Source organism: Sandarakinorhabdus sp., assembly GCF_031422795.1.
Classification (GTDB): domain Bacteria; phylum Pseudomonadota; class Alphaproteobacteria; order Sphingomonadales; family Sphingomonadaceae; genus Sandarakinorhabdus.
Window position 1 is genome coordinate 1 of the sequence record NZ_JANPML010000381.1, and the last position, 13,711, is coordinate 13,711.

Genomic DNA, 13,711 nt, shown 5'->3' on the forward strand with positions numbered 1-13,711 from the left:
CAGCGCCGGACGTGTTCGGACTGAACGGGCGGAGCGCCTGTCCTGTTGCACGCCGCCGCCATGCGCATGGGGAACAATCGATGGATATTGCCATTTCGGGGTAAAGGCATAAGCTCAGGCTGCCTCTGCATCCAACGGAGCGGCGTGGTGCGTTGGCGTTCGTTCAGCATGATCCGGGGGGACATTAAATGACAGTACCAATGCGCTTTGCCTTGCCGCTGCTGGCCGGCCTGATGGCCTTTGCCGCGACCAGTTTGTCCGCACAAGATGCTGTGCCGAACGTCACCCCGGCCGCCAAACCCGGCCTCGCCACGCCGCCGGAAGGCTGGGCCTATCTGCCTGAACTTGCGGTGCTGGGCCCGGCCGACATCTATCGCATCGTGCAGCGCCAGAAGGGCGAGGGCGGCCCCAAAACCCAGATGCACGTCCACACCCAAAAGAACGCCGGCATCCTCACCCGCGATGTCGATGTGCCGCTGACGGCGGCGACGCGGCTGCAATGGCGCTGGAAGATCGATCAGATCCCGTCGAAACTGCCTGAAACCGCGGCTGCCAACCATGATTATTTCAGCATCGCGGTGAAGTTCGAGAACGGCAAGGATCTCACCTATATGTGGAGTTCCGGCCTGGAAAAGGATTTCGGCTTCAATTGCCCGCTGCCCGGCTGGACGGGGCGTGAATATCATGTTGTCGTCCGCTCCGGCGGCGCTGATGTGGGCAAATGGCTGGCAGAAAGCCGCAATATCGCCGCCGATTACGCCAAACATGTCGGCCCGGAAGCGCCCGGCCGCATCGTGCAGGTGTGGTTCATCGCCAACACCATCATCCAGCAAGGCGAGGCGACGGCCCATTTTGGCGACATCGTGCTGGTGCCCGGCACGACGGCCAAGAAACTGGCAGTTTTCTGAAGCCAGGGCATCTGGTGCAGACGCGTGACAGCGCCGCTGCGACGGCGTAATCCACCATCATGACTCACGCCGCTTACCCCGCGCTGCGCCTGCGCCGCACCCGCATGACCGCCTGGAGCCGCGATCTGCATCGCGAAACCACGTTGTCGCCGGCCAATCTGATCTGGCCGCTGTTCCCGACCGAAGGCCATGATCAGGCGGTGCCGGTGGGCACCATGCCGGGCGTGTCGCGCCTGTCGGTGGACCGGCTGGCCAAGGCGGCGAAGGAAGCCGCGTCGCTCGGCATTCCGGCCGTCGCGCTGTTCCCGCACACCCTGCCCGAGCGGCGCAGCGAGGATGCCAAGGAAGCGCTCAATCCCGACAATTTGATCTGCCGCGCCATCCGCGCCATCAAGGATGCCGCGCCGGAAATCGGTGTGCTCACCGATGTGGCGCTCGATCTCTACACCAGCCACGGCCACGATGGTTTGCTGTCCGATGCCGGCGAAATATTGAACGATGCCACGTTGGAAATGCTGGTTGGCCAGTCGCTGAACCAGGCTCGCGCCGGCTGCGATATCATCGCCCCATCCGACATGATGGATGGCCGCGTCGCCGCTATCCGCGCCGGCCTGGAGGCCGACGGGTTCCACAACACCCAGATCATGGCCTATTCGGCCAAATATGCCTCGGCCTTCTATGGCCCGTATCGCGATGCGGTGGGCAGCGGCGGCGTGCTGAAGGGCGACAAGAAGACCTATCAGATGGACCCGGCCAACGCCCGCGAGGCGCTGCGCGAAGTGGCGCTGGACATTGTAGAAGGCGCGGATTCGGTGATGGTGAAACCGGGCATGCCCTATCTCGACATCATCCGCGCCATCCGCGACGCCTTTGATGTGCCATTGTTCGCCTATCAGGTGAGCGGCGAATACGCGATGCTGGAAGCCGCGATCGCTGCCGGCGTGCTTGATCGCAACAAGGGCGTGCTGGAAGCGCTGATGAGCTTCCGCCGCGCGGGCTGCAACGGCGTGCTCACCTACCACGCGCCGTTAGCAGCGCGGCTGCTGGGGGCGTGACGCCGGCCTGAAGGCCTGTTATTGTTCAGGTCACTTTTGGAGTGGATATGCGCGAGATTGTTTCTGGCTGCTGACCGACAGCTGCACCGCAGCTGTTGGTTCGTCATCGCCCGCCGGGTTCGGCGCGGCGTCCTGCACATTTTGCAGAAGAGCCAGACACCATGGATATCTCGCGCGCTGAACAGCGCATATTGCACTTGCTTGCCCAGGGCGGCAGCATTCACCACAGCCGTGAAGACGGCCATATCATCGACGTCAAATGCTTCACCCGCGAGGGCGCCTGCCTGACCGGGATGAGCCTTTCCCTGTTCGCCCGGCTGAAACGCCGCGGTTACGTAGAATCGCGCAGCGGTGCGCCCTACCGGATTTCGCGGCGGGGGCTGGCGCTGGTCAGAAGCCAGCTCGACAATCGGTGACGCATGCCGGCTCCTGCCCTGCATGGGCAGGGGCCAGCAACCTCACTTGCACCATTGCGCGGCTCGGCGTAACCGGCGCGCATGACGGAACGGCTTCGCATCGCGGTATTGGGGGCTTCGGGCTATACCGGGGCCGATCTGGTGCGCCTGGCGCTGACCCATCCGATGATCGAGATTGCCGCGCTCGCCGCCAATGCCAAGGCCGGGCAGACAATGGCGCAGATCTGGCCGCATTTCGCGATGTATCCGAACCTGCCGCGGCTGGTGAAGGCTGACGAGATTGATTTTGGCCAGATCGATGCGGTGTTCGGCTGCCTGCCGCACGCGGCGTCAGCGGAGCTGTTGTCCACTATTACTGGGCCACGCATAATCGATCTGTCGGCGGATTTCCGGCTGAAGGATGCGGGAGTCTATGCGGATTGGTATGGCGGCGCGCACCCGGCGCCGGGGCTGCTGCCGGAAGCAGTATATGGCCTCACCGAATTTGCCCGTGATGCCCTGCCGGCGGCGCGCATTGCCGCCTGCCCCGGCTGTTACCCCACCGCCGTGCTGCTGGCGCTGCTGCCATTGATGGCGGCGCATGCGATTGGCGCTGACAATATCACGGTGAACGCCCTGTCCGGCGTGTCAGGCGCGGGCCGCAGCCTGAAGGAAACCCACCTGTTTGGTGAGGTGGCGGAAGCCGTTCACCCCTATGGCATCGGTCATCACCGCCACATGCCGGAAATGGAGCAGGAATTGTCGCTGCGCGCTGGCCGGCCGGTGACGATCAGCTTCACGCCGCACCTGATTCCGATGAATCGCGGCGAACTGGTCACCTGTATCGTGGAAACGCCGCACGGCCCGGACTATCTGCGCGAAGTGCTGGCCGATGCCTACACCGACGAACCCTTCGTGCATCTGCTGCCCGCCGGCGTGGCACCTGCCACCCGCATGGTGCGCGGATCGAACCATGTGGTGCTGAACGTGTTTGCCGATCGCGTGCCGGGCCGCGCCATTGTCATCGCCGCCATCGACAATCTGGTGAAGGGCTCATCCGGCCAGGCCATCCAGAATTTCAACCTGATGTTTGGTCTGCCCGAAACCATGGGCTTGCAACAGGCGCCCCTCTTCCCGTGATCGAAACGCCGCGCCTGATCCTCAGGCCCTGGCGCGACCATGATCGCGCAGTGTTTGCCGCCATGGGAGCCGATGCCGAGGTGATGCAGCATCTGGGCCCACCGGTTGACCGCGCTGGCAGCGATGCGATTGTGGATCGGCTGATCGCCATCCAGGCCGTGCTAGGCCACACATTCTGGGCGGTGGAACGGCGCGACACCGGTGCCTTCATTGGCTTTTGCGGGTTGAAGATGGCGCCGCTGGGCATCGCTGGCCTTTCAGGCTTTCCCGAAATCGGCTGGCGATTGGCGCGCAACGCCTGGGGCCAGGGCTTTGCCAGTGAAGCGGCGCGGGCCAGCCTTGATTGGGGATGGTCCCGGGGATTTGCCCGCATCGTCGCGATGACGGTTCCGGCCAACACGCGCAGCCAGGCGGTAATGCAGCGCATTGGAATGCAGCGAAGGCCCGATCTGGATTTCGACCATCCTTTGCTGGCCGCCGACAGCCCGCTGAGGCCGCATATCGCAACCGAGATCAGCCGGTGAGCATTCACCCATTTGGTTCTGACATGCCGCAGATTGTCGATGACGTGTTCATCGCGCCCGGTGCCCACGTGATCGGCAAGGTGTCCATCGGCGCCGGCAGTTCGATCTGGTTCAACTGCGTGCTGCGCGGCGATGTGGGACGCATCAGCATAGGCGAACGGACCAACATTCAGGATGGCACAATCGTGCACGTCACCGGCGGGCGTTTTGATACCCATATCGGCGATGACGTGCTGATCGGCCATGGCTGCATCATTCACGGCTGCCGGCTGGATGATCATGCGTTCATCGGCATGGGCGCCGTGGTGCTGGATGGCGCAATGGTGGAAGGTGATGCGATGCTGGCCGCCGGCGCACTGCTCACCCCGGGCAAAGTGGTGAAGCGCGGTGAGCTCTGGGCCGGCCGGCCAGCAAAATTCCTGCGGGCGCTCAGCGCTCAGGACATCGCCCGCAACAGGGCCGGATCCGCAGGCTACGCACGCCTGGCGCAAGCCTATCGCGCCGCCGAATAAGGCTTATTTATCAACGCCCTTTACCTTGCCCCACTGGCGGGCGGCGGTGTAGCCAAGATAGCCGGTGCCAAACAGCGCATAGAGCGGTTCGGGCAGGCCGTTCAGATAACGGGTCATGCCGGCGGCGATATCATGGGCCATCTGCGGCTGCACGGCCGCGATGAGCCCCATCGGGATCGACCACATCAGCAGGGCATACATGACATACAGGAAACTGGGCCGCGCCCGGCTGGTCCAGGGATCATTGCTGGCGGATTCGGCCACGATGGCGGAAAGCTGGGTAGAGAGCAGCTCCAGCTCCTGGCTGTTCTGCAGCTTCATCAGCTCGATCTTGGCGGCATCGCGGGCCTTGGGATCGGGAATGATCTTGTCGAGCAAGCCGGCAACCGGAGCAATCAGGGCGTTGAGAATGGACATGGGGCGGACCTTTCCGTTTAAGGGGGAAGGCCGATTTTAACCATATTGGTTCGTGTAGGACAGAGCCCCTCGCCCGGGCCGCGCGTGCCGCGCGTTTCTCGACCTCTCCCCCCAGGGGGAGAGGTGATGGAATGACTGAATGTCTGAGAAAAATGGTCGGAGCGACAGGATTCGAACCTGCGACCTCCAGACCCCCAGTCTGATGCGCTACCAGGCTGCGCTACGCTCCGAGCCGAGCGCGGGCTTAGGGGCAATTTCCCGGCGATGCAACCCCTCAGGCGGCGTTTTCCAGCCCGTATTGCTTGAGCAGATCATACAACGTCGGCCGGCTCACCCCCAGAAACTTGGCGGCCGTGCTGACATTGCCATCAGCCCGCAGCATGGCCCGGCGGATGGCCTGACGATCGGCATTCTCGCGCGCCACCTTGAGCGTGAGGGCCGCTTCGTCGCCGCTGTTGACCAGATCGAGATCGGCCGCCGTGAGCCGGCTGCCCTCGGCCATGATGACCGCGCGCTTCATGCGGTTTTCCAGTTCGCGCACATTGCCCGGCCACGGCCAATCCGAAATGGCGGCAATGGCATCGGGGGTAAGGCCCTTGAAATCCCTGCCATTTTCGCGCGCAAAGCGGGTGAGGAAATATTGCGCCAGCAGCACGGCATCGCCGGGGCGTTCCTTGAGACTGGGGATGCGGACGACGATTTCGGCCAGGCGGTAGAACAGATCCTCGCGGAACCGGCCCGCGGCGATCATCGCGTCCAGATCCTGGTGGGTGGCGCACACGATCCGCACATCCACCGGGATGGATTTGCGGCCGCCGACCCGTTCGATCACCCGTTCCTGCAGGAAGCGCAGCAATTTCACCTGCAGCGGCAGCGGGATATCGCCCACTTCATCGAGGAACAAGGTGCCGCCTTCGGCCATCTCGATCTTGCCGGGCTGGGTTTTCACGGCGCCGGTGAAGGCGCCTTTTTCATAGCCGAACAATTCGGATTCGAGCAGGTTTTCCGGAATCGCCGCACAGTTGATGGCCACAAAGCCGGCCTCGGCGCGGGTCGAGGCATTGTGCAGCCCCTTGGCCAGCAGTTCCTTGCCAGTGCCCGACGCGCCCAGCAGCATCACCGACACATTGGCCGTGGCGACCCGTTCGACCATGCGGGCCACCTTGATCATCTCGGCCGAAGCCGTGACGATGCCGCCGAGCACCTTGTCACCACTGTTGCCGGCTTCGGCCAGACGGCGGTTTTCCGCTTCCAGTTCGGCCACATGATAGGCACGGCGCACGATCAGGCCGAGTTCATCGATGTCGACCGGCTTGTGATAGAAATCAAAGGCCCCCATGGCGATGGCGCGCCGCGCACTTTCGCGCGCACCGTGGCCGGAAGCGACAATCACCTTGGTATTGGGGCGCGTGGCCAGGATGGCTTCCAGCGTGGCAAAGCCTTCCGATACGCCATCGGGATCGGGCGGCAGGCCCAGATCCAGCGTGACCACCGCCGGCTGGTGCGTGCGCAGCGCTTCCAGCGCAGCTTCGCGGTCACCGGCCAGGATCACCTCGTGGTTCTCATAACTCCACTTCAACTGGCGCTGCAGGCCGGCATCATCTTCCACCACCAGCAGTTTTGGCCTGTCACTCACGGTTTGCACTCACGCCTGTTCCCCTTCCACCAGCAGCGCGGGCTTCCCGGCTGCGCCCCCGACCGCGCCGTTTCCAACAAGCGGCAGGGTGATGGTGAAGCTTGTGCCTTCGCCTTCGCGGCTGGCCACGTCAAGCCGGCCGCCGTGGGCGCGGGCAATCTCCCGGGCTTCATAGGCACCGATGCCGAATCCACCGGCCTTTGTCGATGTGAACGGCTGGAACAGTTCCTGCCGTATGAACCGGGCCGACATGCCCTCGCCGCGATCGGCAAGGGTGACCACAAGTTCGGCCCCCGCCACCGCCACATCGAAGCGGATCGGAGCGCCGGCCGGGGAGGCATCGATGGCGTTTTGCAACAGATGCGCGAACATCTGTTCCAACCGAGCCGCATCGCCAGAGACCATTGCACGATCAGCATTGGAGCCAAGGTGCAAGGTCAAGGCTGGCCAGGCGCCCACCCGTGATTTCACCAGATGGCCGAGCAGGCTGGCCACGGGCACCGGCGCATCGGTGGCCGGCAGACCGGTGGCGCGCTGCGAGAGCCACGACAGCAGCGCGTTCATCTTGCCCACCGATTCCTTCAGGGTTGCCACCATGTCGGCGCGGAATTCCGGATTATCGGCATGGCGTTCGGCATTGCGGGCCAGCAGGCTGAGCTGGCTGACCAGATTTTTGATATCGTGCAGAATGAAGGCAAAGCGGCGGTTGAATTCCTCGAACCGGCGCGCTTCATCAAGGGCGGACTGGCCGCGGCTTTCAGCGACATAGCTGCCCACCTGCCGGCCGAGGGTTTTCAGCAGTTCCTCGTCTTCCCAGCCCAGCCGGCGCGGCACCAGGCTGCGGCCGATTAGCAGCACGCCGGCCAGCGCATCACGGTTGAAGGCCGGCAGCACCAGCCAATACCGCCGATCCGTCGCCAGCCAGGGCGGCAGATCGGGGGCATCGGGCAGTTCGCCGTCGCGCACCATATCAAGATCGAGCAGCCGATCCTGCCGCAGCCAATCCACCAAGGGGCTGTCGGTGGCCAGGGCTTCGGGCGGGCGATCGGCCATCTGCCAGGTGGCACCGGGGCTGAGGCGATCATCGTCGGGCACCAGCAGCCAGCCACCGCGCGCTTCCAGCACGCTGGCCACGGCCTGGACCACGCGTTCGGGCAAGCCTTGCGCATCGCCGGGCGCTGAAACGGTGGCGATGAAACGCAGCCATTCACTGCGATAATCATAGCGATAGCGATAGAAATTGCGCGCGATCGCCACCCGAAGCCAGGCCCGGAACCGATCCGATACCAGGATCACCGCAGCCAGCATGATGGTGGCAAACAGGAAGCTGACCTGCAGCAGCGTGCCCCAATTGCCGCCCACCAGCTTGAGCGCGTAGGCCAGCAGCGACATGGCGATCAGATAGAAACCAACGCCGGAAAAGGCCACGGTCTGGAAGGCAACATTGCGCGACACCCGCGCGCCGCGCACCCAGGCATCACGCGTGGCAAACAGGAACAACAGCACCAGCAGCGCATTCACTGCACCGCGAATATTATAAAGATCAACCGATGCCGGCGGCAGCAGGAAGGCCAGCGTGTAGAAATTCAGATCATAGAGGAACAGGCCCGCCAGGCCGATGGCGAGCAGGCGGATGCCGGAAAGCTGGCCACCGCGCGTTGCGATATAGAGATTGTGGCTGAGCACCAGACCGGTGACCGACACCGCAATGCGGATCACTAGGAACAGACTGGCGGTGACATCGCCTTCACCCATCAGCGCGCTCTGCCCGACGCCGGCGGCATCGATGCCGATCTGCAAGGCCAGCACAAAGCCAAGCGTGCCGCCCACCCAGAAGGACGAGCGGCCTTCACCCTCGCCGCCAAGCCAGGTTGGTCGCAGCAGATAAAGCAGCAGACCGATCCAGGCCCCGGTTTTCAGGGTTTGCAGCCGCGAAATCCAGGGCTGCAGGCTGGAATCGATCAGGATGCTGGCCACAAAGCTGGCCGCCCACAATGAAGTCATCAGCGCCGCGCCGGCCAGCCAGAGATTGACGCCGCGGCGCTGTTTGGTGAGCGCGGCGACAAACAAACCGACATAGGCGATCAGCGCCAGCAAGTGGCTGAGCAAGCCGACTTCGGTGAGCGCGATCATGATGGCGCCCTGTGCGAACTGGACTCTGTTGTTGTCACCTCGGCCTGTCCCTGCCCCCACCTAATGGCAACCTATCGCCATGCGCGCCAAAGCGCCACCCTGTCAGCCACTTCAGATGGCTGTGACACTTGTGATCATCTATCTTGTAATAAGCATGTATGCTATTTTGTAAGGGTGATGATTGAAGCTGCCGAACCCAAGACCGCCCCCTTCGCTGATCCCGACACCATCGGTGTGCTGGTTTCCGACGTGACCCGCCTGTTACGCCGCCGATTCGATGCCCGGGCCCGATCGATCGGGGTGTCGCGGGCACAGTGGCAGGTGCTGATTGCACTGGCCCGCAGCGAAGGCATCAACCAGGTCGGACTGGCTGAACGGCTGGATGTGGAAACCATCACTGTGGGGCGCATGGTTGATCGGTTGGCAGAGGCCGGGTTGGTCGAGCGCCGGGCTGATCCGGCTGATCGCCGTGCCTGGCGGCTGTTCCTGACGCCGCGCGCGCACCCGATCCTGGCCGAACTGCAGGCGGTGGCGATGGATGTGCGCGCCGAAATGCTGGCTGGGCTCAGCGCGGCAGAACAAGCCCAGATGCAGGGCCTGCTGCAACGGCTGCGCGGCAATCTGGGCTTGCGCGAAGTGGCGGCGGCATGAACCAGCGCATCGATCCGCCGGTCGCCGCTGCGGCAGCCGCCTCACGCTGGCGCAGCCGTGCCCTGATGCTGTCTGTGCCGCTGCTGCTGCTGGCGGCCGGCCTGTGGCTCTGGCTTTCCGGCCTGGGCCAGGTGACGACCGACAATGCCTATGTGCGGGTCGACAAATTGGCGATTTCCAGTGACATCAGCAGCCGGGTGCGGCGGGTGTTCGTGGCCGAAAACCAGCCCGTCAAGCGCGGGCAGTTGGTGATCGAGCTGGTTGATACGCCGTTCCGCATTGCGCTGGCCCAGGCCGAAGCGAGGCTGGCCGATGCCCGACGGCAGGTGCGCGGCCTGCGCAACGATACCGGCGGCAGCGCAGCCGATGTTGCGGCCAAACGCGAAGCGCTGGGCTATGCACTGACCGAAATGGAGCGCCAGCAAACGCTGATCGCGCGTGGTTTTGCCACCCGGGCCCGGGTGCAGCAGGCCGAATATGCGGTGGCCAACGCCCGTGCCGAACTGGGCCGCGCGCTGTCTGACGATGCCGCTGCCCGCACTGCCGCTGATGGCCTGCACGATGTTGATCAGCACCCGCTGGTGCTGACCGCGGCTGCCGTGCGCGACAAGGCGGCATTTGAACTGGCGCGCACCAAGCTGATTTCGCCGGCAAACGGCATCGCCACGCAAACCAGCCGGGTGCTGCCCGGCCAGGTCATGGTGCAGGGCGTTGCCGCCTTCAGCGTGATGGTGACCGACAGCGCCTATATCGAAGCCAATTTCAAGGAAACCGAGCTGCGGGACATGGCCGTTGGCCAGCGCGCCGAAGTGCAGTTGGATGCTTTTCCAGATCATGTGCTGCGCGGCCGGGTTGATTCCATCGGCGTCGGCACTGGAGCCGAATTTTCGGTGCTGCCGGCGCAGAACGCCACCGGCAACTGGGTGAAGGTGGTGCAGCGCGTGCCGGTGCGCATCAAGCTGGATGGCAAACCGCCAGTGCCGCTTATCGCTGGTCTGTCGGCTGAAGTGAAGGTGATCACCAAGTGAGCAGCGCCGCTCCGGCGGCAGGCGCGGCCGGGCCAACCAAGGCAGCCGGGGCCTCGCCCGTCACCGTCACCCTGGTGGTGATGCTCGGCAGCTTCATGACCATCCTTGATTCCACCATTGCCAACGTGGCGCTGCCGCACATGCAGCCCAGCCTGAATGCCGCCGCCGACAGCATCACCTGGGTGCTGACCAGCTATATCGTCGCCACGGCCATCGCGACACCGCTCACCGGCTGGCTGTCGGCGCGCATCGGCCGGCGCACTTTGTTCCTGTGGAGCGTGGCGGCATTCACCGGTGCGTCGGTGCTGTGCGGGCTGGCCACCAGCCTGGAACAGATGGTACTGTTCCGCATGTTGCAGGGCGCGGCGGGTGCCTTCATTGCGCCGCTGGGTCAGGCCTATCTGCTCGATGTGTGGCCACCGGAAAAACACGGGCCGGCGATGGCCTGGTGGGGTGTGGGCGTGATGGTCGGGCCGATCCTGGGGCCTGTCATTGGCGGCTGGCTGACCGACAGTTTCGATTGGCGCTGGGTGTTCCTGATCAACCTGCCGTTTGGCATCATCTGCTTCACCTGGGCCGCTGCCGCCCTGCCGGAACCACGGCTGGAACAGCGACGTTTTGATATGATCGGCTTTGCCCTGCTGGCGCTGGGCATGGCAGCGCTGCAACTGGGGCTGGATCGCGGCCAGCAGCTGGATTGGCTGGACAGCTGGGAAGTGCGGCTGGAATTCGGCCTTGCCATTGCCGGCCTGTGGGCCTTTGGCGTGCACGCGCTGGCCACGCCGGGCGCCATCGTTGATCGCGAACTGCTCACCGATCGCAACGCCCTCACCGGCATGTTGTTCATCACGCTGGTCGGTTTTCTGCTGGTTGCCACCACGGCGCTGCTGCCCACCATGGTGCAGACGCTGTATGGCTATCCGGTGGTTTCGGCCGGCGCACTGATGATGCCGCGCGGCATTGGCATGATGATGGCGATGATGGCCGCCGGGCAACTGGTCGGGCGCGGTGTCGATCCGCGGCTGATGCTGGCTGCCGGCTTTGGCATCACCGGCGCGGCCCTGTGGGGGATGAGCCTGTTTTCCCCGGAACAGGGTGCCTCCCCCTTCATCTTCACCGGCTTTTTCCAGGGCGTTGGCCTGGGCCTGATCTTCGTGCCGCTCAACACGCTGGCCTTTGCCAGCCTGCCGATGCGGCTGCGCGCCGATGCGTCGGCGATCTACATGCTGCTGCGCAACATCGGCGGCTCGATCGGCATCAGCCTGGCCGTCGCCCTGCTGGAACGCCAGACGCAGACCTCGCACGCCGAACTGGGCGGCGGCATCACCCAGTTCAACCTGCCGTGGGCCGATCCGGCGGCGCTGGCGGCGGCCGGCGCCGGCGGCGTGGTGGCCATGATCGATGGCGCGGTCAACCGGCAGGCGCTGATGATCGCCTATATCGACGTGTTCCGCGCCATGGCGTTCATGTCGCTGGCGATGCTGCCCTTGTTGTTGTTGCTGCGCCGACCGCCACCAAAAGCCGAAATCGTGCACCTGCCCGATTAAAAGCTCACACCGGCGGGGCGGTCAGCCCGACCAGTTTCATCACCACCACCTGCACCATCATCACCACCAGCCACCACAGGCAGGCGCGGCCGATGCGGCCCCAGCGTTGCCCAGCCATCAACAGCGAGGCGGCCAGCGCCGGCACCACGAAACCGACCCAGATCACCCAGGCCGTCGCAATGGTCATCACCCACGGCGGCGCGCGCGGCGGCGCCAGGATCAGCGCGCCGGCGAGGATGGCACACAGCCAGGCGGTCGCCAGCAGCGCCACCAGCCAGCCGACCAATCCCTTGGGCCGGTCGACGAACTGGCCGATCAACAGTCCCAGCAGCGTGGCCAGCGCAATGGGGATGGCGTTGATAACGATATAGATCATTGCGTCAGCTTGCCGGCTTTCGCGACCCATGCAAGGGAAAGCGGCACATTGGAGGACCGTATATGACCGATTTGCCCCCGCTACTGCTTGGCCGATTGAACCATGTCGGCATCGCCTGCGTGTCGATCGATGCCGCCGTGGCCATGTATGGCCGGCTGTTCGGCGCCACGGTGTCGCGCGCCGCGTTTGATCTGCCGGCGCAGGGCGTGCGCGTCGCCTTCATCGATGTCGCCAACAGCCAGCTGGAGCTGATCGAGCCGCTGGGCGAGGACAGCCCCATCCACGGTTTCCTGAAGAAGAATCCCAGTGGCGGCCAGCATCATGTGTGTTTCGAAGTGAAGGACATCATCGCCGCCCGTGACGCCATGCGGGCGCGCGGCGCCACCGTGCTGGGCACCGGCGAACCGCGCATGGGCGCGCACGGCGTACCGGTGATCTTCGTGCATCCGCGTGACACCGCGGGTGTGCTGGTGGAACTGATGCAGGAGCCCGGCGAAGGGCATCACTGAGAAAAGCGAAAGGCCGAAGCAAAGCTCCGGCCTCACGTCAGACGGGCTGCAGTTGGCGGCTGCGGCCGCCGCCTGCACCCGCTGGCCGCCGCTCGCGGAGTCGGCCGATAGCGCTGCTATCGGCTCGCCCGCTCGCTCAATCCTTCTTGCGGCCGCTCAGCAGCCAGCCGACGACAAAGCCCAGCGCAATGCCGGCGCCCAGCGCGGCGAGCGGCTGTTCCTGCACGGTGGTTCGCACCTTGGCGGTGCCTTCTTCGGCAACCTTCTGGGCGCGTTCCTTGACTTCGCGGGCCTTCTCCGGCGCGGCGTCGGCCAGTTCCCTGGCCTTGGCCGCAGCCTTGTCATAGGCGGCGTTGGCGGCGTCCTTGGCCTTGCCGATCGCCTTGTCGGCCTGATCCTTCAGATCGACCTTCAGCTTTTCCAGCTTGCTGGCAGCGGTTTCGACAGCGTCGGTTACGCTATCAGTCACGGCGGGCAGGATTTCAGGCGTATCGGTCATGGTCGCATCCTTTCGGGGAATCCGGTCTGCATCAGAGATAATGTGCCTTGGGCGAAATTTCGAGTCCGTATTGATACCCTAACTCACTCATCCGTCCGAACCTTGCCACGGCCTGCCTTGACGCCAGACCGGGTGGTCTTGGCGTCCAGCCGGCGCTGCTTGGAACCCAGCGTGGGCCGCGTCGCCCGGCGCTTTATCGGGCGGATGCAGGCCTGCGCGACCAGTTCGGCCAGCCGGGTACGGGCATCGGAACGGTTCTGCACCTGATCGCGGAAGCGGTTGGCGCTGATGATGATGACGCCGTCGCCGGTGGCGCGCCGTCCGGCCAGCTTGAGCAGCCGTTCCTTCACCTCGTCGGGCAGGCTGGGCGAGGCCACCACG

16 protein-coding genes and 1 tRNA gene are annotated in these 13,711 nt (G+C 64.6%); 10 read left to right on the plus strand and 7 right to left on the minus strand.

Annotation, left to right across the window (positions count from 1 at the left end; genetic code table 11):
* Positions 1-188 precede the first annotated feature (188 nt).
* The 6 genes from RMO81_RS13355 (at position 189) to RMO81_RS13380 (ending at position 4,534) form a co-directional block, all read left to right on the plus strand.
* Complete coding sequence (locus RMO81_RS13355) at positions 189-908, plus strand: DUF3047 domain-containing protein (RefSeq protein WP_310476386.1); 720 nt, start codon at positions 189-191, stop codon at positions 906-908.
* Between the two features lie 59 nt (positions 909-967).
* Positions 968-1,963, plus strand: a complete 996-nt coding sequence (gene hemB, locus RMO81_RS13360) for a porphobilinogen synthase (RefSeq protein WP_310476387.1) — start codon at positions 968-970, stop codon at positions 1,961-1,963.
* Positions 1,964-2,124: 161 nt separating this feature from the next.
* Entirely contained in the window at positions 2,125-2,379 is a 255-nt protein-coding gene (locus RMO81_RS13365) for a YjhX family toxin (RefSeq protein ID WP_310476388.1), read from the plus strand.
* An 81-nt stretch (positions 2,380-2,460) separates the two neighbouring features.
* Positions 2,461-3,498, plus strand: a complete 1,038-nt coding sequence (gene argC, locus RMO81_RS13370; protein ID WP_310476389.1) for an N-acetyl-gamma-glutamyl-phosphate reductase — start codon at positions 2,461-2,463, stop codon at positions 3,496-3,498.
* Positions 3,495-4,022, plus strand: a complete 528-nt coding sequence (locus tag RMO81_RS13375; protein ID WP_310476390.1) for a GNAT family N-acetyltransferase — start codon at positions 3,495-3,497, stop codon at positions 4,020-4,022. The genes argC and RMO81_RS13375 overlap by 4 nt, the downstream gene beginning before the upstream one ends.
* A gap of 23 nt (positions 4,023-4,045) precedes the next feature.
* On the plus strand, positions 4,046-4,534 hold the full coding sequence (locus RMO81_RS13380; protein WP_310476391.1) for a gamma carbonic anhydrase family protein: 489 nt from the start codon (positions 4,046-4,048) through the stop codon (positions 4,532-4,534).
* Positions 4,535-4,537: 3 nt separating this feature from the next.
* On the opposite strand, the gene RMO81_RS13385 is transcribed toward RMO81_RS13380, so the two are convergent.
* From RMO81_RS13385 to prsK, 4 genes are all read right to left on the minus strand, one after another.
* Positions 4,538-4,951 (minus strand): holin family protein, encoded by a 414-nt coding sequence (locus tag RMO81_RS13385; protein ID WP_310476392.1) that lies wholly within the window; start codon positions 4,949-4,951, stop codon positions 4,538-4,540.
* A 153-nt stretch (positions 4,952-5,104) separates the two neighbouring features.
* A tRNA-Pro gene (locus tag RMO81_RS13390) sits at positions 5,105-5,181 on the minus strand.
* A gap of 44 nt (positions 5,182-5,225) precedes the next feature.
* Positions 5,226-6,587, minus strand: a complete 1,362-nt coding sequence (gene prsR, locus RMO81_RS13395; protein ID WP_310476393.1) for a PEP-CTERM-box response regulator transcription factor — start codon at positions 6,585-6,587, stop codon at positions 5,226-5,228.
* 9 nt (positions 6,588-6,596) lie between these two features.
* Positions 6,597-8,720 carry an XrtA/PEP-CTERM system histidine kinase PrsK gene (gene prsK, locus RMO81_RS13400; RefSeq protein WP_310476394.1) on the minus strand — a complete coding sequence of 708 codons (2,124 nt, stop codon included), beginning with the start codon at positions 8,718-8,720 and terminating at the stop codon, positions 6,597-6,599.
* A 177-nt stretch (positions 8,721-8,897) separates the two neighbouring features.
* Between prsK and RMO81_RS13405 the strand changes: the two genes are divergently transcribed.
* Genes RMO81_RS13405 through RMO81_RS13415 form a run of 3 tightly spaced genes read left to right on the plus strand, consistent with a single transcriptional unit; the run spans position 8,898 to position 11,946 of the window.
* Entirely contained in the window at positions 8,898-9,371 is a 474-nt protein-coding gene (locus RMO81_RS13405; RefSeq protein ID WP_310476395.1) for a MarR family transcriptional regulator, read from the plus strand.
* The gene (locus RMO81_RS13410) at positions 9,368-10,399 is read left to right on the plus strand and encodes an HlyD family secretion protein (protein ID WP_310476396.1); all 1,032 of its coding nucleotides are present in this window, start codon (positions 9,368-9,370) and stop codon (positions 10,397-10,399) included. Before RMO81_RS13405 ends, RMO81_RS13410 begins: the two co-directional genes overlap by 4 nt.
* Positions 10,396-11,946, plus strand: coding sequence for an MDR family MFS transporter (locus tag RMO81_RS13415; protein ID WP_310476397.1), 1,551 nt, complete (start codon positions 10,396-10,398; stop codon positions 11,944-11,946). The genes RMO81_RS13410 and RMO81_RS13415 overlap by 4 nt, the downstream gene beginning before the upstream one ends.
* 4 nt (positions 11,947-11,950) lie before the next feature.
* On the opposite strand, the gene RMO81_RS13420 is transcribed toward RMO81_RS13415, so the two are convergent.
* Positions 11,951-12,322, minus strand: coding sequence for a hypothetical protein (locus tag RMO81_RS13420; RefSeq protein ID WP_310476398.1), 372 nt, complete (start codon positions 12,320-12,322; stop codon positions 11,951-11,953).
* 62 nt (positions 12,323-12,384) lie between these two features.
* Here RMO81_RS13420 and mce point away from each other — a divergent pair, with 62 nt between their 5' ends.
* A complete protein-coding gene (mce, locus tag RMO81_RS13425) occupies positions 12,385-12,831 on the plus strand; it encodes a methylmalonyl-CoA epimerase (RefSeq protein ID WP_310476399.1) in 447 nt (148 codons plus the stop codon).
* Positions 12,832-12,967: 136 nt separating this feature from the next.
* On the opposite strand, the gene RMO81_RS13430 is transcribed toward mce, so the two are convergent.
* Positions 12,968-13,330: a hypothetical protein gene (locus RMO81_RS13430; protein ID WP_310476400.1), complete on the minus strand. Its 363-nt coding sequence runs from the start codon at positions 13,328-13,330 to the stop codon at positions 12,968-12,970.
* An 83-nt stretch (positions 13,331-13,413) separates the two neighbouring features.
* Positions 13,414-13,711: alternative ribosome rescue aminoacyl-tRNA hydrolase ArfB (gene arfB / locus RMO81_RS13435; protein WP_310476401.1), on the minus strand; the 298-nt coding region annotated here is incomplete at its 5' end.